Below are 18,111 nucleotides of genomic sequence, written 5' to 3'. Positions count from 1 at the left end.
ATGTCTCCCGTTCAAAGAGCGATGTCGACGTCCCCGACGGGGGCGCTGATGCAGATCTGGATTTGCTGATCGGGGTCGCTGTCGAGCTCCCCGGTGCGCAGATTGCGGGTGCAGCCGCTGCGCTTGACGGCCGTGCAGGAGAAGCAGATGCCCATGCGGCAGCCGTACTCCGGGCTCAGGCCGGCGGCTTCGGCCTGCTCGAGCAGGCTCTCGCCGGTGTTCTCGGCGACCACGCCGCTGCCGGAGAAGGTCACCTTGCCCTCGGCGTCGGCGGGGTCCACCACGGCGGTGGCGAGGGTGAACTCCTCGCTGTGCAGCCGCGGGCCGAGCTGTTCGGCCTCGTAGACGGTGCGGACCGCGGCCATCAGGCCGGGCGGGCCGCACAGGTAGGTCTGCGCGCCGGCGAACCAGGGCGCGAGGGCCTCCAGCTCGTCGTAGCCGAAACCGGCGTCGCGCTGGGTCTCCGGGTAGCGGAATTCGACCCGCACGTTGCTGTGCTGCATGGCGATCGCCTCGAGCTCCTCGCGGTGCGCGACGAATTCCGGCGAACGGTTGTAATGCAGGAACAGGATGCGGCCGCGGTAACTCTCGTTGGCGAGGGTGCGCAGCATGGACAGCACCGGGGTGATGCCGCTGCCGCCGCTGATCAGCACCACCGACTCGGGCCGCGACGCGGGCAGGTGGAACACGCCGGCGGCGGGCTCCAGGTCCACCACCATGCCGGGAATGGCGTTGTCGTGCAGGTGATTCGACACCAGCCCCTGCGGGTGCGCCTTGATCGTGAGTTCGATGTGCCGGTCGCGACGCCCCTCGGCGTTGACCGGCGAATAGCAGCGGGTGTGGCGGACGCCGTCGATCACGACGCCGATCTGCACGTACTGCCCCGCCACGTGCCCGGACCACTGCCGGGCGGGCTTCAGGGTGAGGGTGACCGAGCCGACCGCGCTGCGCCGCACGTGGGTGATCTCCGCGCGCATCGAGCGCCGGGTCAAGGTCGGGCGCACCAGCTCGAGGTAGCGATCCAGCGGGTGCGGGGTGGTCATTGTCTTCTGCACCAGGTCGAGTAGTCCGACCATGTGAGCCTCCTGTCGCGTCGCCGGGCACAGCGACGCCTCTCCACGTTCGATGCGGCTGCCGAGCCGGCGCCGAGGTCCACGCTGACTTCGACGCCATTTCGGTGCACATCTGTACACTGAGATAGTGTGCCCGGTGAAGCCACTCCAGTTCAACCGGCAGTTCGTGTGACCCACACGACATCTCTCGAATGGAACGAATGTGAACGCATGTATGCTCATCGAGATGAGCGAGCAGGCAGCTACCCGAGTCGAGCGCAAAGAACGCACCCGCGCGGCGCTGCTCGACGGCACCCTCGCCCTGGCCGCCGACCGCGGCTTCGCCGCCCTGTCACTGCGTGAGATCGCCCGCTCGGCCGGCATCGTGCCCACCGCGTTCTACCGGCACTTCACCTCCCTCGACGAACTCGGCACCACACTGGTCGAGGAAGGCGTGCGGCAACTGCGCCTGGCACTGCGCGAAATGCGGCGCACCCCCAACCCGACCCTCGCCCAGACCGTGCGCTTCGTGTTCGAACAGGTCGACGAGAAACGCGACCTGTGGGGCTTCCTGATTCGCGAACGCCACGGCGGCTCGGCGCCGCTACGCGGGGCCATCTCGGTCGAAATGCAGCTCATCGAACGGGAACTGGTGGTCGACCTGTCCCGGGTGCGCGCCCTCGACGCGTGGACACCCGACGATCTGGAACTGGCCGCGGACCTCATCGTGTCCACCGTCGCCGACCGGATCGCCGACTACCTGATGGCCGAGCCCCGCGAGAGCGCGCGCACCGTGGAACGGGCCGTGCTGCAGGTGCGGCTGATCGCGCTCGGCATGGGCGTCTGGCGACCCTGAGATCAGCCCGTTACGCCGAGTTCACCTGTCGCTCAGGTCATCTCCGCGTACCGGCAGCAACAGCATCAGACCGACCACCAGCACCAGCAGCAGACCCACGATGCCGGCGCGCTCGGCGTCGAACGCCCACACGAAGAAGCCGAAAAGGGTTGGGGCGAGGAAAGACACGGCACGGCCGGTGGTCGCGTAGAGCCCGAACATCTGGCCCTCGCGACCCGGCGGCGACACGCGCGCCAGAAACGACCGCGCGGAAGCCTGTGCGGGACCGACGAATACGGTCAGCAGCAGGCCGAAGATCCAGAACATCAACGGCCCCGACAACACCAGCAGGAACGACCCGCACACGATCATCCCGAGCAGCGAGGCGACGATCACCGCCTTCGGCCCGGTCCGGTCGTCGAACCGGCCGCCGACCAGCGCGCCGAGCGCCGCAACCACATTCGCTGCGATACCGAACAACAGCACATCCGCGTCGGCGATGCCGTACACCTTCACCGCCAGAATCGCGCCGAAGGTGAACACACCCGCCAGCCCGTCCCGGAAGACCGCGCTGGCCAGCAGGAAACCCACCGTGCGCCGATCGGTGCGCCACAACTCCCGCACATCCCGGAACAGCACCCGATACGAGCTCAGGAACGCCCGGCCACGCACCGCCGCACCGGGATCCGCGTCGGTGCGCGGCACCTCCGGCACGAACAGGAACAACGGCACCGCGAACCCCGCGAACCACACCGCCGCCAGCACCGCGACCAGCCGGATGTTCAACCCGTCCTCGATCGGCACCCCGAGCAGGCCGCGATTGTCGCCCTTGCCCGCGATGAATCCGACATAGCTGATCAGCAGCAGGATGATTCCGCCGAAATAGCCCATGGACCAGCCGAATCCGGAGACCCGCCCCACATTCGCGGGGGTGGACACCTGCCGCAGCATCGCGAAGTACGGGACATGCGACAGCTCGAAGCTTGCCGAACCGATGGCCAGCAACAGCAGTCCTACCCACAGGTAGTGGTAGTCGTCCTTCACGAAGAACATCGCCGCCATCAGCAGCACGGTCACCGTGGTCAGAATCCCCAGGGCGAGTTTGCGTCTCGCCGTGGCGTCGAACCACTGACCCGCCACCGGCGCGGTCAACGCCACCACCAGTCCCGCCGCCCCCAGCGCCCACCCCAGCCAGGCGCTCGCCGAGATTCCGCCCGGCAGCTCCTTGCCCACCTTGTCGGTCAGATACACCGAGAAGACGAAGGTCAGAATCACCGCGTTGAACGAGGCCCCCGCCCAATCCCAGAACCCCCACGCCAGCACCGTCCCCCGCCCGGTCGCCTGCCCCACGGTGACTTCTCCCGAGCGCTCGGTCATGCAGCGCAGACTAAGCGACCGAACACGACTCGCGTGCGACATCCGCGCACGCCGCGAGCCGCGGTCAGGCCGGAGTCCGGCCGTGCACCCGCTCGATGTGCTCGTCCCACGGGCGGCGGCGCTCCGCCTCGGTCATGGCGAGCAAGGTGCGCAACGTGTCCCAGGCCGCGGGCGTGGACGGCGTCCAGACCTGCATCCACGCGCCCGCGATCGACGGCAGCGACATGCTGGTCATGTACATCTCGAGGGTGCCGACCGCGAGATTACGGACCACCCGGGTGCGGCCGACCGGGAGCGCGACATCGTTGCGCGCCCACAGTTCCGCGAAATGCGGACTGTCCGCGACCATGCCGTCGATGAACTGCGTCCACTCCGGATCACCCAGATTGCGGGCGTACGCGGCCCGCAGGTAGCCGACCATGCGGGCCAGATGATCGGGTTCGGAATTCACCGGGTACGGCGTGCAGCACTCGTCGGCCAGGAAGACCTTGCGCAGCACGTTGCGATGGCCGGTCACGAACAGCGGATACAACGCTTCATAGGCGGCATTGTGCGCGAGCACATCGTATTTGGAGCTGAACAGCGTCGCCGGCAGCGGATGCAGATGATCGAGAATCGTCTGCACCTCCTCGGGCACCGGCTCCTCGACCACCAACGCCGGCGCCGTCGGCACATCAGCCAGCCGATACAAATGCGCGTGCTCCGCCCCATCGAGGCACAACGCCCGCGCAATCGCATCCAGCACCTGCACACTGCAATTGATGTCACGCCCCTGCTCGAGCCACGTGTACCAGGTGATCCCCACCCCAGCCAGCTGCGCCACTTCTTCCCGCCGCAACCCTGGCGTCCGCCGCCGCGCCCCCACCGGCAGCCCCACATCCTCCGGCCGGATCCGCGCCCGCCGCGACTTCAAAAACGTCGACAACTCCCCCCGCCGCACCTTGCGCACCGACCGCGAATCACCGTTGCGCCCACCCGCTCCGGCGGTCCGCTCAACCAGAACGTTGTACCCCGCTGCTGACACCATCACTCCATCGTGGCGGTAATCGTTACCGGTATCCAGGTGGTGCCAGTACCCGTATAAGCGGACTCCTGTCAGCCGAGGCGGCCGGCGCGCACGCTGAATCCCATGTCACAGAGCCTTACTCATGCCTCACCCGCGGTATCGGCCTCGCCTGCCGCACCGACTCCGGCTACCCCGCCCGGCGGCGTTCGGCGGCCACTCGCGGTGCTTGCCGTCATCCTGCTCGGCCAGTTCATGGCGGTGTTGGATGCCTCCATCGTCAATGTCGCTATTCCCTCGATGCGGACCTCCCTGCACGCCAGCGGTTCCGGGCTGCAGCTCATTGTTTCCGGCTACGTCATTGCCTACGCGGTGTTGCTTGTTACCGGGGCGCGGCTGGGTGATCGGTTCGGGCAGCGGGCCATGTTCATCGCGGGGCTCACACTGTTCACCCTTGCGTCCCTCACCTGCGGGCTGGCGTGGAACCCGGCCTCGCTCATCGTCTTCCGCTTCCTCCAGGGCATCGGGGCCGCGGCGATGGTGCCGCAGGTGATGACACTGATCCAGGTCACCGCTACCGGGAACACTCGGGCCCGGGCACTGTCGGCCTACGCCGCCGTCATTTCCGGCGGGATGGTCGCGGGCCAGATTCTCGGCGGGCTCATCGTGAGCGGGGATATCGCCGGGACCGGGTGGCGCGGAGTGTTTCTGGTGAACGTGCCGATCGGTGTCGCGCTGCTCGCCGTCGCGCCGCGCATCCTGCCCGCGCCCGCCCCGCGTGCCGCGCGGCGGCTCGACCTGCCCGGGCTGGCGGTGCTCACGGCTTCGGTGCTGGCGCTGTCGGTGCCGCTGGTTCTCGGCCACGAACAGCATTGGCCCTTGTGGACCCGAATCGTCTTGGGCGCGTCCGCTTTCGGATTCGCGGCGTTCGCTCTGGTGGAGCGCTGGGTGCACCGGCGCGGCGGTGAGCCGCTCTTCGCCGATCGAGTGGTCCGCGCTCCCGGACTGCTCCTCGCCGCCGCGACCCTGTTCCTGATCATGTGCACCTTCGGTGGCTGGGTCTTCATCCTCACCATCCACCTGCAATCCACCCTGGGCTACAGCCCCGTCCACGCCGGTCTGCTGTTCGTGCCCAACGGCGTCACCTTCGGCCTGGTGAGCCTGAACTGGACCCGCATCCCCGACCGTTTTCACCGGGCGATGATTCCCGGCGGCCTACTGCTCGCTGCCGCGAGCACCATCGCTATGGGGTTGTCGCTGCGCGACGGCCACTCGATCGATCCGCTCGACCTGGTCATTCTCGCCATCATGGGCATCGGGTACGGCCTGGCCTTCAGCCCCCTGATGAACCGCGCCACCGGCAAGATCCCCGTCGCCCTGGCGGCCGACGCCAGCGGCATTCTGGTCACTTGTGTCCAACTCGGCGTGGTCATCGGCGTCGCCAGTTTCGGCACCCTCTTCCTCACCCTGGCCACCGATCACCTCGCGGCCGCCCACGCCCTGGGCACCACCGCCGTCGCGGCCGGAGCCACTCTCGCCGCGGCCGGAATTCTCGCCATAAAGGCTGCTCGCTGACGGTGTACAACGCTTTACCCCCGCTGCGGTCCGGCATAGATTTGTTTGACCTTGGTTTGCTCTCCGCGCGACGAAGGGAACCCTCATGAGCACGGCAGCAGAACGGGCAGCCCAGCTGGATCTGGTGGCCAGACTGAAGTCCTCATATCCCGAGATTCCGGATGCGCCGACTCCTGATCTCATGGACCACGATCGCGTCACCGCCTACCTGAAGACCGTTCATGACGTGGGCGGTGAGCCGGACGCCCCGATGAAGTACGAGAACAAGCAGTACGAGGTGTGGGAGCACAACACGTACGTGATGTGCGAGGTGCTCGCGTGGCGTGGCATCTGGGTGTCGGAGGAGCGACGCCGGATGGGCAATGTCGACCTGGGGCGCGCGATCTATTTGGGAATTCCGTACTACGCCCGCTGGCTGCTGGCCGTCGCGCGCGTCCTGGTCGAGAAGCACCACATCGCACTCGGCGAGCTGAGCGAGCGGATGGTCGAGGTGCAGCAGCGCTACGCGGGCGGGCTGGCGGGCAAGGCGATCGAGGCGTACCCCAGGTTCGAAGGCGACGGTGCGCAGGTCCGACGCAACCACCATCACCTCGCGGCGGTCGGTAAAGGCGACCCGCAGGTCTTCGCCGGTCAGGCCGGAAAGCCGCGGTACAGTGTCGGCGATCGGGTCAGGGTGCGCGAACTGCCCGCCCTGTTCTACACCCGCACACCGGAATACGTGCGCGGCGCCACCGGCGAAATCGCCTCGGTCGCTTACGAGAGTCCCGCGGCCGAGGACGAGACCTGGGACCGCCCCGATGCGAAACCGGAATGGTTCTACGTCGTCAGGTTCAATCTCTCCGAGTTGTGGCACGGCTATACCGGCACCACGAGCGACACCCTGCAAACCGAGCTCCCCGAGCGCTGGCTGGAAGGGACCGAATGACCGATCACGACCATGACCACGATCACGACCACATGCGCACGGTCGCGCCCATGGTCGACGAGATCACCGACTTCGAAGTGCTGGAGATCGCGCTCCGCGAACTGTGCATAGAGAAAGGCATATTCAGCGCCGACGAGCACCGCAGATTCACCGAGTTCGCCGAACAGATCGGGCCCGCCCCGGCCGCGCACCTGGTCGCCCGGGCGTGGCTCGACCCCGACTTCAAGTCGCTCGCCCTCGCCGAACCGATGACCGCCAGCCGCGAAGTCGGCGTGGACTGGCTGGAACCCACCGGCTTCGGCACACCCAGCGACTTCACCGCGTTCGAGATCCTCGAGGACACCCCGACCCTGCACAACGTGATCGTCTGCGCACTGTGCTCGTGCTACCCGCGGCCGATCCTGGGCAACTCCCCCGAGTGGTATCGCACGCCCAACTACCGCCGGCGCATGGTCCGGTGGCCACGACAGGTGCTGTCGGAGTTCGGACTCGAACTGCCCGAGGGCGTCGCGGTCCGGGTGCAGGACTCCAACCAGAAGCACCGATTCATGGTGATGCCCATGCGCCCGGAGGGAACCAACGGCTGGGACGAGGACCGGCTCGCCGAAATCATCACGCGCGACTGCCTGATCGGTGTCGCACTGCCCAAGCCGGGCCGCACGGCCAACATCATCACCGACACCCGTCCCGCCGTCCATCCTGTCGACTGAGGGAGCGCGCACCGTGAGCACCGAGGACATCGCGGCACTGCAGAGCATCGTGGAGCGCAACCAGGTCTGGCCCCGCATGGCCGCCAAATACGGCGTCAGCAATCCGGTGCCGCCCTGGAAGACGAGCCTGGACGGCATGTGCGACGCCCTGGACCACGCCGTCTGCGAAGCGAACATCCCCGACTTCAAAGACCGGCGGGACGAGGAGGATTCGCTGACCGCGACCGTGTACGCCGACCTGCCCTACCCCGAGAACCAGCTCGTCGCCCTGGCGCACTCGCTGGTGACCCGCGGCGTCATTGACGAGACCGAACTCCGTGAACGACTCTCCGCCGTCCGCGCCCGGCTGGAAGCCTGATTCAGGGCTCTGCCATCGGAGTGATCGCGAACACACTCCGCCGCTGTCACGCTTCGCACCCCGAGCGGTGTCTATGAGAATGTCCGGATCCGCTGGGGAGCGAGGAGTGGTGCGATGAAGGTTCTGATCGTGTGTGTCTCTGTGTCACACGGGAATACACGGAAGGTCGCCGAGGCCATGGGGGCGGTGCTCGGGGCGCGCGTGGTGGAGCCAGAGGAGGTGACCGCCGCAGAACTCGGCGAGTACGACCTGGTGGGGTTCGGGTCGGGAATCTTCTCGATGGCGTTTCATCCGCGGCTGCGCGAGTTCGTGCGAGCGCTGCCGGAAGGGCGACGCGGGCGCGCTTTCCTGTTCGCCACCAGTGGATTTCCGGTACTGATGGGGCCCATGACCCGGCTGCTCGGCCAGCGAGGGTTCGAGGTCGTGGACACCTTCTCGGTGCGGGCGCTGGACACCGTCGCACCGTTGAAACTGGTCGGAGGGATCAACAAGGGGCGGCCCGACGCCGGTGATCTGGACGCGGCGCGGGCCTTCGCGGCGACGCTCAACTGACCGTGAAAGAGAAGGTGGGGACGGCGTTCTTGCCCTTGGTGGCGTCGTAGCTCAGCGTGTAATTGCCGGTGGCCGGGGCGGGCACCACGAACACGGCTTGGAGATCGGACTTGTCGATGGTCTGATTGCGACCGAGCAGTTCGTCGATGAAGCCGCGGAGTTGGTCGTCCACCACGGTCTGACCGCCCGGCGCCTTGATGGTGAAGTACTCGGAGAAGACGTTCAGACCGCCGTCGCCGATGCCGGAACCGCCGACGAGTTTGAATTTCAAGGCCAGTTCCATCTTCCCGGCCTCGTTCTTGGTGTAGCTGGGAGTCAGTGTGGCGCTGGTGATTTCGACCGTGGTCTGATCCTGGGTGAGCTTGCCGGTGACGTCGAGGGTGCGCGGCGCGATGCTCTCGACCTTGGCGTCGGCCTTCAGCGGGAACTTGGTCTGGTTCTCCGCCGCGCTGCCGTAGAGGATGGTGATGGTGTCGAGCAGGTGCTCGGGGGTGTCGTACGACTTCACCGACGCGGTGATATCGCCTGTGGCGGAACCCTTTCCGGGGACCTCGGGGCTGTTCCACCCGGCGCCGCCATCGATCGCGCCGCCGATCTGGACGGCGGGCACGACGGCGAGCGTCTTGTTGGCGGTGGTGGTGTTCTTGTAGGTGATGTCGACCCGGATCTTCGCGCCGCCAAATCCGTCGGCGGTGACGGTGGCCTGGTCGATGGTGATCTCGAAGCCCTCGTACCAACCGGTCTTGCCGATAGCGCGCAGGAACGCCCGGGTGTCGACGCCTCCGGGCTTGGTGCCACCCGGCTGCCCGGCGCCCTGCGGGGCGACGCTGACCGAGGTCGTCGGCACCGGAGTTCCGGTCTTGTCGTTGCAGGCGGTCATCAATACCGCGGATGTCGCGATGAGAACTGCCGCCCCCACCGTCGCGAATGTCGAACGCATATCGGCTCCCCTGAGTTCATCCCTGACCGAGTATCTCCCCCGGGCTGGTGGTTCGCTCTGAAATCCGCCCCGTGACCGGCGGCGTTAACCGACGCGCCGACACCCGCGCGGCACGCCGCCGCTCTATGCACTGAATTGCATAGTACGTGTCGTAGCAGTTACCCTGGCGGCATGGCCCTCGAACACGCGCTGCTGGTATCGCTGACCGAACGCGCCAGTTCCGGCTACGACCTGGCCCAGCGCTTCGACAAATCCATCGGATTCTTCTGGCACGCCACCCACCAGCAGATCTATCGCGTCCTCAAGCGCATGGACGAGCAGGGCTGGGTGGACGCCGAGACCGTGCCCCAGGACGGGCGCCCGGACAAGAAGGTCTACACCGTCTCCGACGCCGGCCGCGCCGAACTGGTCCGCTGGATCGCCGAAACCGCCGACCTCGAGCCACTGCGCAGCGACCTCGGCGTCAAACTGCGCGCCGCCTCCCTCGGCGACCCCGAGGTGATCATCGCCGAAGTGCAGCGCCACCGCGACCAGCACGCCCACCGCCTCGACCTGTACCGCGCCTTCGAAAAGAAGGACTACCCCGCGCCGGATGCCCTCACCGGCCCGAAACTGCACCAGTACCTCGTCCTGCGCGGCGGCATCCGCGTCGAGGAGGGGTTCATCGACTGGTGCGACGAAGTACTCGACGCCCTGAAACGCGACACAGCCCGGTCGCAGGCGTCCGACCCGAAAGGCACCCGCCGATGAGCGCGTACCCCCACCTGTTCGAACCCCTGGACCTGGGATTCACCACCCTGCGCAACCGGGTGGTCATGGGTTCCATGCACACCGGCCTCGAGGATCGGGCCTGGCACACCAACCGGCTGGCCGCCTACTTCGCCGAACGCGCCAAAGGCGGTGTCGGCCTGATCATCACCGGCGGCTACGCCCCCAACCGCACCGGCTGGCTGCTGCCCTTCGGCGCGAAACTGACCAACAAGACCGAGGCGTACCGGCACCGCGCCATCACCAAGGCGGTGCACGCCGAGGGCGGCAAGATCGCGCTGCAGATCCTGCACGCCGGCCGCTACTCCTACATGCCGACCAGCGTGTCGGCCTCGGCCATCAAGGCCCCCATCAACCCGTTCAAGCCGCGCGCGCTCTCCGCCAAGGGCGTCGAGAACACCATCGACGACTACGCGCGCACCGCCGCCCTGGCCAAGTTCGCCGGCTACGACGGCGTCGAGATCATGGGTGGTGAAGGCTATTTCATCAACCAGTTCCTGGCCGAGCGCACCAACAAGCGCAAGGACAAGTGGGGCGGCTCGCCGGAGAACCGCCGCCGCATCGCGGGCGAGATCGTGCGCCGGGTGCGCAAGGCGGTCGGGCCGGACTTCATCATCGTGTTCCGGCTCTCCATGGCCGACTTCGTGGAGAAGGGCCAGACCTGGGACGAGATCGCCGCGGTCGCCAAGGATGTGGAGGCCGCCGGGGCCACCATCATCAACACCGACATCGGCTGGCACGAGGCCCGGGTGCCCACCATCGTCACCTCGGTGCCGCGCGCGGCGTTCGTCGAGTGGACCGCGAAAGTCAAAGACCTCGTGGACATTCCGGTGTGCGCGTCCAACCGCATCAATATGCCCGAGACCGCCGAGGAGATCCTCACCCGCGGCGACTCCGACCTGATCTCGCTGGCCCGCCCGCTGCTCGCCGACCCCGACTGGGCCCGCAAGGCGCAGGACGCGCGCACCGACGAGATCAACACCTGTATCGCCTGCAACCAGGCCTGCCTCGACCACGCCTTCCAGGCCAAAACCGTGTCCTGCCTGCTGAATCCGCGCGCCGGACACGAGACCGAACTGAAGCTGCTGCCCACCCGCCGCACCCGGAAGTTCGCGGTCGTCGGCGCGGGCCCGGCCGGACTCTCGGCCGCGGTCAGCCTGGCCCAGCGCGGGCACCACGTGGACCTGTTCGAATCCGACGACAAGGTCGGCGGCCAGTTCGACATCGCCCGCCGCATCCCCGGCAAGGAAGAGTTCAACGAGACCATCCGCTACTTCACGCGGCAGCTCGAAATCACCGGCGTGCGTGTGCATCTGCAGACCCGCGCCACCGCCGAGCAGCTCATCGCGGGCGGCTACGACGAGGTCGTCCTGGCCACCGGCGTGAAACCGCGCATCCCCAACATCCCCGGCATCGACCACCCGAAGGTGCTCACCTACGCCGAACTGGTGCGCGACGGCAAGCCGGTCGGCAAGAAGGTGGCGGTCATCGGCGCCGGCGGCATCGGCTTCGACGTCAGCGAATTCCTCACCGTCGAAGGACATCCCAGCCTCAAGCTCGACGAGTGGAAGGAAGAGTGGGGCGTCTCCGACGACCCGAACGTCCCCGGCTTCGTCACCACCCCCCAGCCCTCCCCCGCCGCCCGCGAAGTGGTGCTGCTGCAGCGCAAGTCGTCCGCCTTCGGCAAGGACCTGGGCAAGACCTCCGGCTGGGTGCACCGCGCCGCGGTCAAGGCCAAGGGCGTCGAGCAGCTCGGCGGCGTCAACTACGAGCGCATCGACGACCGCGGCCTGCACATCAGCTTCGGCGAGAAGCGGCAGCGCCCGCAGATCGTCGAATGCGACAACGTGATCCTGTGCGCCGGCCAGGAATCCGTGCGCGACCTGCACGAGCCGCTGCAGACCGCGGGCGTGAAGGTGCACCTCATCGGCGGCGCCGACCTGGCCGCCGAACTCGACGCCAAACGCGCCATCGACCAGGGCACGCGCCTGGCGGCGGGCCTGTAATGCCGAACCTCACCCGCCTGGGACTGCCCGGAGACGAGCAGTCCTGGGCGGCACTGGGTTTCACCGTCACCGACGGCCGCTTCCGGGTCGGCCAGGTCGAGTGCGTCCTGGGCGAAGCCGCCTGGGGCTTCGACGAAACCCACGCCGCCCCCGACACACTGGGTGTCCCCTACCTGGAATCGACCGGCTCCCAGCCCGCTTCCGCCGCAACCCACCCCAACGGCGTGACCACCATCGACCACGTCGTCTACTGGGCCCCCGAATTGGACGACGCCGTCACCAACCTGAACGCCGTCCTCGGCATCGAGCCCCGCCGCCGCTTCTTCCCCCGCGGCCCGGAAGGCCCCGAGATGGCCTTCTACCGCGTCGGCGAACCCTTCATCGAAGCGGTGACCTCCGGCCGGCCGGCCGCGCTGGTCGGCGTCGCCTTCATGACCCCGGACCTGGACGCCGCCGTCACCGCCATCCGTGCCGCGGGCGGCCCCGTCGGCGACCCCAAACCGGCCGTCCAGGGCGGGCGGATCGCGGGAGTCTGGCGCGGCCACGTGCGGTGGGGCGTCGCGTTCATGGAACCCAAACCCAAACCACGGGCGTAGGTCCCGGCCGCCGCAGCGCTTCCATCCGAAAACGGAATGACCTATCCGGCAACCGATTCGGATGGTTCGCGCTGTCGCACCCCTCTGTCATGATCGCGTAGCACGTGATTCGATCGATCCGGGGGAGAAATTCTCTATGTCCTTTACTCGTAAGGCCGCACTCGGTGTGGTGGCCTGCACCGCCGGCGCCCTGTTCACCGGCACCATGGGCACCGCCCACGCGGATGGCGACCTCTACGGCGCGTTCGCCATCGCCAACCTCGACGACTCCACCCACATCTCGGCCCGCTGGAACTACCCGGACCAGGCCTCGGCCGACGCCGACGCGCTGTCCGCATGCGGTTACTCCAACTGCTTCATCAAGCTGCGCTGGTCCAACGGCTGCGCGGCCTACGCGCGCCGCGACGACAACCTGTTCTGGGCCATCGGCGCCACCCGCGCCGAGGCCGAGCGCAATGCCCTCGCCGCCGCCGGTCCGGATCCGAACCCGCTCCTGGTGGGCCTGGGCAGCGCGGAGCCGAGCACCGCCACCGTCCGCCACTCGGCCTGCACCGCCAACGCCGGCTGATCCGAGAGACGAACCCGGTCGACAACCAAATGACCGATCTGGTAACCGATCCAGATGGTGAAGGTTGTCACCGGGTCCTGTCATGATCGCGGAACACCTGCTTCAACGATCGTGGGAGAGAACTTCTCTGATGCGTTTTTCCAAGATGGCCACCGCCGGTGTGGTCACCACCGCTGCCGCCGCGCTGCTCTCGGGCGGCATGGGAACGGCCGATGCCGCTCCCAACTACTATGGCGCGCTGGCCGTGTCGTTCGACTCGGCGGGCGAGCTGTACGTCAGCTCCGCGACCAACTTCCCCAGCCAGGACGAGGCCGACGCCGCGGCCCTGGCCAACTGCGACCTCAAGCCCTGTGAGGTCCAGGTGCGCTACGTCAACGGCTGCGTGGCCATCGCCCAGCGCGGCCAGGACTACTGGTACGGCACCGGCGCCACCGAGGCGGACGCCGTCGCCAAGGCCATGGCCGCCACCGGCCCGGACCCGAACCCGCTGATGGTCGGCCTGGGCAGCTCACAGCCCAGCACCGCACGGGTGCACGGGGCGGACTGCTCCACCGGCAGCTAGCCGGATCCCGGGCCGGGGGGCGCACCCCGGCCCGGCCGCCCGCTTCGGGCGATCATCGGTAGGCTCACCGACTGTGAGCCTGCCTGCACCCACCGCCGACAACCGTGCCGTCGTCACCGGATCCTCGTCCGGGATCGGCGTCGCCCTCGCCGAAGAGCTTGCCTCGCGCGGCTACTCGCTGATCCTCGTCGCCCGGCGCGGCGATCTGCTGGCCGAACTGGCACAGCGGCTGACCGAGCGGTACGGCATCACCGCCGAGGTGCGCGCGGTGGACCTCTCCGACCGCGAGCAGCGGGCCCCACTGGCCAAGGAACTGGCCGCGCGGGACATCGCGATCCTGTGCAACAACGCCGGTGTCGCCACCTTCGGCGCGCTCGCGAAGCTGGACCTCGACTACGAGCGCGACATCATGGAATTGAACGCCGTCGCCGTGCACGACCTGAGCCTGGCCGTGCTGCCGGGCATGCTGGAGCGCCGCGCGGGCGGCATCCTGATCACCGGGTCCGCGGCCGGCAACATGCCGATTCCGCACAACACCACCTACTCGGCCAGCAAGGCGTTCACCAACACCTTCTCCGAGTCGCTGCGCGGCGAGCTCAAGGGCACCGGCGTGCACGTCACCCTGCTGGCGCCCGGCCCGGTCCGCACCGACAACCCGGACCAGGACGAGATGGGCAACAAGATCCCGGAGTTCATCTGGGTCACCGCCGCCCACACCGCCAAGATCACCATCGACGCCCTCGCCCGCAACAAGATGCGCGTGGTGCCGGGCCTGATCAGCAAGGGCATGAGCATCGCCGGCCAGTTCGGGCCGCGCTCGATCACCTCGCTCGTCGCGGGCGCCGCCTACAAGAAGCTCGGCGGCTGATCAGTAAAGCGTCAAGATCGAGTAGTCCCTCGTAAAGGGGACGTTTCCGGACGTTTCCGGCTCCCCGGATCGGGCGTAGTCCTGGTGAAGGCCCCGCATGAGAGAAAGCGGGGAGCTCTCACCAGGAGACGTCTTGACGCTGCTCGAGATCTTCCCGTCGCTGCGTGACGGGGGCATCGTCCCCCGCCTCGACCCGGCGATCTGGCCGCGCGAAACCCACTACGACGCCGATGGGCGCATCACCGTCGGCGGCGTCGCACTGGCCGATATCGCCGACCAGTACGGCACCCCCACCTACGTGCTCGACGAGGGCGAGGTGCGCGACCGCTGCCAGGCCTACCGCACCCGCTTCCCCGACGCCGAGATCATCTACGCGGGCAAGGCGCTGCTGACCCGGGCCGTGGCCGAATGGATCACCGAGGAAGGCCTCTCGCTGGACGTGTGCTCGGCCGGGGAACTGGCCGTGGCCCTGTCCGGCTGGGCCGACCCCGGGCGAATCGTGCTGCACGGCAACGGGAAACCGTTCGCCGAATTGGAGACGGCGGTCAACTGCGGAGTCGGGCGCATCGTGATCGACTCCCTCACCGAGATCACCCTGCTCTCCGCGCTGGCCGAACGCCCGCAACGAGTCCTGTTGCGCGTCACCCCCGATATCGACATCGACGGGCATCCGGCCGTCCGCACCGGAGTCACCGACCAGAAGTTCGGGTTCCCGATCGGCAGCCCGGCCATCCGGGACGCGGTGGATCGCATTGTGCGGCAACCGAATCTGACCCTCACGGGGCTGCACTGCCACATCGGCTCCCAGATCTACAACACCTTCCCCTACGGCGAAGCGGTGCGGCGGATGATCGGCGAAATGGCCCGCATCCGCGACGAATTCGGCCTCACCCTGACCGAACTGGATCTGGGCGGCGGGCACGCGGTCGCCTACCGCGGCGGCGACGCCGAAATGAACCTGGCCGAACTGGCCGACATCATCGAGGACGCCCTGGACGCGGCATGCGCCCGGCACGGATTCCCGCGGCCGGGCATCGCCCTCGAACCCGGCCGCGCCATCGTCGCGCGCGCCGGCGTCACCCTCTACCGGGTGCTGTCGATCAAGCACGTCGAGCGCGGCCACACCTATGTGACCGTGGACGGCGGCATGAGCGACAACCCCCGCGTCGCCCTCTACGGCGCCCGCTACGACGCCGTGGTCGCCAACCGGCACCCCACCGGCCCGCAGATGACCGCCACCATCGCCGGCCGGCACTGCGAAGCCGGCGACATCCTGGCCCGCGACGTCCGGCTGCCCGCCGACCTGCGACCGGGCGAAGTACTGGCCATGCCGTGCACCGGCGCCTACCACCACAGCCTGGCCTCGTCCTACAACGGCATCGGCCGCCCGCCGATCGTCGCGGTCCGCGACGGCCGCAGCCGGGAACTGGTGCGCCGCGAGACCATCGACGATCTGCTCCGCCGCGATATCGGGCGCTGAACGCTACCGCTTGCGGGTGCCGAAGATGCTGCGGCTGATCTCGCGCCCGGCCACGGTGGCCGCCGACCGGAGGAAGTTCTTGAAGGCCGGGTTGTTGACGATCTTCTCGGCCATCGAATCCTCTTCCGGGGCAGGCTTCGCCGAGCGGGTGCTCTTGGCCGCGGCCTCCTGGTCGGCCTGCTCGGCGGCGGCCTGGATCTTGGCGGTCAGGATCTCGTAGGCCGACTCCGCGTCGATGGTCTGGCCGTATTTGCTGTACAGCGTGGATTGCTGAGCGCGGGAACGGATTCCATCGTCACCGATGGTGTCCATCAGCGAGCGCGGCGGCTGCATGCGCGACCAGGCCACCGGGGTCGGCGCGCCCTTCTCCGACAGCACCGTCACCACGGCCTCACCGATACCGAGCGAGGTGAGCGCCTTCTCCAGATCGTAGGTCGCGGTCTTGGGGTAGGTCCGCACCGTCTTCGACAGCGCCGCCTGATCTTCCGGGGTGAACGCGCGCAAGGCGTGCTGGATGCGCGCACCCAGCTGGGAGAGCACTGAATTCGGGATGTCGGTGGGCAGCTGAGTGCAGAAGAACACGCCGACACCCTTGGAGCGGATCAGCTTCACGGTCTGCTCCACCTGGTTCAGGAACGCCTTGGACGCGCCGTTGAACAGCAGGTGCGCCTCGTCGAAGATGAACACCAGCTTCGGCTTGTCCACATCGCCGACCTCGGGCAGCGTCTGGAACAGGTCGGCCAGCACCCACATCAGGAAGGTCGAGAACATCTGCGGCCGCGCGGCCTGCGCGCCCAGCTCGAACAGGGTGATCACGCCCTGCCCGCCCGCGGTGCGCATCAGGTCGGCCGGCTCCAGCTCGGGTTCGCCGAAGAAGGTGTCGCCGCCGTCGGCCTCCAGATTCACCAGCGCGCGCAGGATCACGCCCGCGGTCTGCGCGGACACGCCGCCGATGCCCTTCAGATCCTCCTTGCCCTCCGGGCTGGTGAGGTACTGGATGACCGCGCGCAGATCCTTCAGATCCAGCAGCGCCAGGCCCTGCTGATCCGACCAGTGGAAGATCAGGCCCAGGGTCGACTCCTGGGTCTCGTTGAGCCCCAGCGCCTTACTGAGCAGAATCGGGCCGAACGAGGTGATGGTCGCGCGAATCGGCACCCCGATGCCGCCGGTGCCGAGCGAGACGAACTCACACGGAAACCCCTGCGGCTTCCAGTCCGGATCACCGGTCTCCTGGGCGCGGGTCAGCAGCTTCTCATTGGACTGACCCGGCTGCGACAGCCCCGACAGGTCGCCCTTGATGTCGGCGACCACCACCGGCACGCCCGCCGCCGACAACTGCTCGGCGATGCCCTGCACGGTCTTGGTCTTACCCGTACCGGTCGCGCCCGCCACCAGCCCGTGCCGGTTCATCGTCTTCATCGGAATCCGCACCCGCGCATCCGGATGCACGGCGCCGCCGACGATCACGGTGCCCAACTCCAGCGCGAGCCCCTCCATGGCGTAGCCGGCCGCGATCTCCAGGGCGGCGGCCTCGTCCTTGTCGGCCGGAGCGGCAGAAGCTTTCGATTTGCCCGAATCCGCTTCCGCGGCACCGGCATCGGCCGGAGCAGCCTGCTCGGCCGCCTCCTGCGCCGCGGCCTCCTGCTCGGCCGCCTCCGCCGCAGCGGCCGCTTCGGCCGCGATCCGCGCCGCCTCCTCCGCCGCCTTCCGTGCCGCCGCTGCCTTCTCCTGCGGGGTGGTCATCGCGCTTCCTCCGTCTGCTGTGCCAACTGCGACTGCGTCCGAACAAAACTGCCCAACCCACACGCCGACCGCTCGCTGCGCGTGAGATTCGACCGCAACCATACTGCTCATTCGCACGTCCGAGCGGCCTCGACGCGATTTGCCTTCAGTTAACTCACGGGTCGAGCCGACGCCGTGGAGCCGGGCAACCCGG

The 18,111-nt window shown here is 68.1% G+C and carries 18 protein-coding genes; 13 read left to right on the top strand and 5 right to left on the bottom strand.

Annotated features, from left to right (window positions below; all coding sequences use genetic code 11):
- Positions 1 to 11 precede the first annotated feature (11 nt).
- Positions 12 to 1,076, bottom strand: coding sequence for a ferredoxin reductase (locus ACYVKL_RS32870; protein ID WP_379167321.1), 1,065 nt, complete (start codon positions 1,074 to 1,076; stop codon positions 12 to 14).
- Between the two features lie 223 nt (positions 1,077 to 1,299).
- Between ACYVKL_RS32870 and ACYVKL_RS32865 the strand changes: the two genes are divergently transcribed.
- Entirely contained in the window at positions 1,300 to 1,908 is a 609-nt protein-coding gene (locus ACYVKL_RS32865) for a TetR family transcriptional regulator (protein WP_379167323.1), read from the top strand.
- Between the two features lie 21 nt (positions 1,909 to 1,929).
- Here ACYVKL_RS32865 and ACYVKL_RS32860 read toward each other — a convergent pair whose 3' ends face one another.
- Both ACYVKL_RS32860 and ACYVKL_RS32855 read right to left on the bottom strand, forming a co-directional pair.
- Positions 1,930 to 3,264 carry an MFS transporter gene (locus tag ACYVKL_RS32860; RefSeq protein ID WP_357192816.1) on the bottom strand — a complete coding sequence of 445 codons (1,335 nt, stop codon included), beginning with the start codon at positions 3,262 to 3,264 and terminating at the stop codon, positions 1,930 to 1,932.
- A 64-nt stretch (positions 3,265 to 3,328) separates the two neighbouring features.
- On the bottom strand, positions 3,329 to 4,291 hold the full coding sequence (locus ACYVKL_RS32855) for a helix-turn-helix transcriptional regulator (RefSeq protein WP_379167325.1): 963 nt from the start codon (positions 4,289 to 4,291) through the stop codon (positions 3,329 to 3,331).
- A gap of 102 nt (positions 4,292 to 4,393) precedes the next feature.
- Between ACYVKL_RS32855 and ACYVKL_RS32850 the strand changes: the two genes are divergently transcribed.
- The 5 genes from ACYVKL_RS32850 (at position 4,394) to ACYVKL_RS32830 (ending at position 8,387) form a co-directional block, all read left to right on the top strand.
- Positions 4,394 to 5,842 carry an MFS transporter gene (locus ACYVKL_RS32850; RefSeq protein ID WP_379167327.1) on the top strand — a complete coding sequence of 483 codons (1,449 nt, stop codon included), beginning with the start codon at positions 4,394 to 4,396 and terminating at the stop codon, positions 5,840 to 5,842.
- A gap of 85 nt (positions 5,843 to 5,927) precedes the next feature.
- Positions 5,928 to 6,767: an SH3-like domain-containing protein gene (locus tag ACYVKL_RS32845; protein WP_379167329.1), complete on the top strand. Its 840-nt coding sequence runs from the start codon at positions 5,928 to 5,930 to the stop codon at positions 6,765 to 6,767.
- The gene (gene scnC / locus ACYVKL_RS32840; protein ID WP_379167331.1) at positions 6,764 to 7,477 is read left to right on the top strand and encodes a thiocyanate hydrolase subunit gamma; all 714 of its coding nucleotides are present in this window, start codon (positions 6,764 to 6,766) and stop codon (positions 7,475 to 7,477) included. Before ACYVKL_RS32845 ends, scnC begins: the two co-directional genes overlap by 4 nt.
- A 76-nt stretch (positions 7,478 to 7,553) precedes the next feature.
- Positions 7,554 to 7,835 (top strand): thiocyanate hydrolase, encoded by a 282-nt coding sequence (locus ACYVKL_RS32835; protein WP_379167931.1) that lies wholly within the window; start codon positions 7,554 to 7,556, stop codon positions 7,833 to 7,835.
- Positions 7,836 to 7,949: 114 nt separating this feature from the next.
- Complete coding sequence (locus tag ACYVKL_RS32830) at positions 7,950 to 8,387, top strand: flavodoxin family protein (protein ID WP_379167333.1); 438 nt, start codon at positions 7,950 to 7,952, stop codon at positions 8,385 to 8,387.
- Here the strand turns inward: ACYVKL_RS32830 and ACYVKL_RS32825 are convergent.
- Positions 8,380 to 9,327, bottom strand: a complete 948-nt coding sequence (locus ACYVKL_RS32825) for a hypothetical protein (protein WP_379167335.1) — start codon at positions 9,325 to 9,327, stop codon at positions 8,380 to 8,382. The two genes, ACYVKL_RS32830 and ACYVKL_RS32825, sit on opposite strands and share 8 nt — an antisense overlap.
- Positions 9,328 to 9,498: 171 nt before the next feature.
- Between ACYVKL_RS32825 and ACYVKL_RS32820 the strand changes: the two genes are divergently transcribed.
- The 7 genes from ACYVKL_RS32820 (at position 9,499) to lysA (ending at position 16,175) form a co-directional block, all read left to right on the top strand.
- Complete coding sequence (locus ACYVKL_RS32820; protein ID WP_213557449.1) at positions 9,499 to 10,077, top strand: PadR family transcriptional regulator; 579 nt, start codon at positions 9,499 to 9,501, stop codon at positions 10,075 to 10,077.
- Positions 10,074 to 12,101 carry an oxidoreductase gene (locus ACYVKL_RS32815; RefSeq protein ID WP_379167337.1) on the top strand — a complete coding sequence of 676 codons (2,028 nt, stop codon included), beginning with the start codon at positions 10,074 to 10,076 and terminating at the stop codon, positions 12,099 to 12,101. The genes ACYVKL_RS32820 and ACYVKL_RS32815 overlap by 4 nt, the downstream gene beginning before the upstream one ends.
- Complete coding sequence (locus ACYVKL_RS32810) at positions 12,101 to 12,697, top strand: VOC family protein (RefSeq protein ID WP_379167339.1); 597 nt, start codon at positions 12,101 to 12,103, stop codon at positions 12,695 to 12,697. The genes ACYVKL_RS32815 and ACYVKL_RS32810 overlap by 1 nt, the downstream gene beginning before the upstream one ends.
- A 136-nt stretch (positions 12,698 to 12,833) precedes the next feature.
- On the top strand, positions 12,834 to 13,265 hold the full coding sequence (locus tag ACYVKL_RS32805) for a DUF4189 domain-containing protein (RefSeq protein ID WP_379167341.1): 432 nt from the start codon (positions 12,834 to 12,836) through the stop codon (positions 13,263 to 13,265).
- A gap of 130 nt (positions 13,266 to 13,395) precedes the next feature.
- Positions 13,396 to 13,827, top strand: a complete 432-nt coding sequence (locus tag ACYVKL_RS32800) for a DUF4189 domain-containing protein (protein ID WP_379167342.1) — start codon at positions 13,396 to 13,398, stop codon at positions 13,825 to 13,827.
- 73 nt (positions 13,828 to 13,900) lie between these two features.
- Positions 13,901 to 14,695 carry a mycolate reductase gene (gene cmrA / locus ACYVKL_RS32795; RefSeq protein ID WP_213557453.1) on the top strand — a complete coding sequence of 265 codons (795 nt, stop codon included), beginning with the start codon at positions 13,901 to 13,903 and terminating at the stop codon, positions 14,693 to 14,695.
- A gap of 133 nt (positions 14,696 to 14,828) precedes the next feature.
- Positions 14,829 to 16,175: a diaminopimelate decarboxylase gene (gene lysA, locus ACYVKL_RS32790; RefSeq protein ID WP_379167345.1), complete on the top strand. Its 1,347-nt coding sequence runs from the start codon at positions 14,829 to 14,831 to the stop codon at positions 16,173 to 16,175.
- 3 nt (positions 16,176 to 16,178) lie between these two features.
- Here lysA and ACYVKL_RS32785 read toward each other — a convergent pair whose 3' ends face one another.
- On the bottom strand, positions 16,179 to 17,918 hold the full coding sequence (locus ACYVKL_RS32785) for a helicase HerA-like domain-containing protein (protein WP_379167347.1): 1,740 nt from the start codon (positions 17,916 to 17,918) through the stop codon (positions 16,179 to 16,181).
- Positions 17,919 to 18,111: the final 193 nt, after the last annotated feature.

It is taken from the genome of Nocardia tengchongensis, from assembly GCF_054781395.1.
Note: the sequence above shows the minus strand (reverse complement) of the source record. Positions and strands in the feature narration are given on the sequence as shown.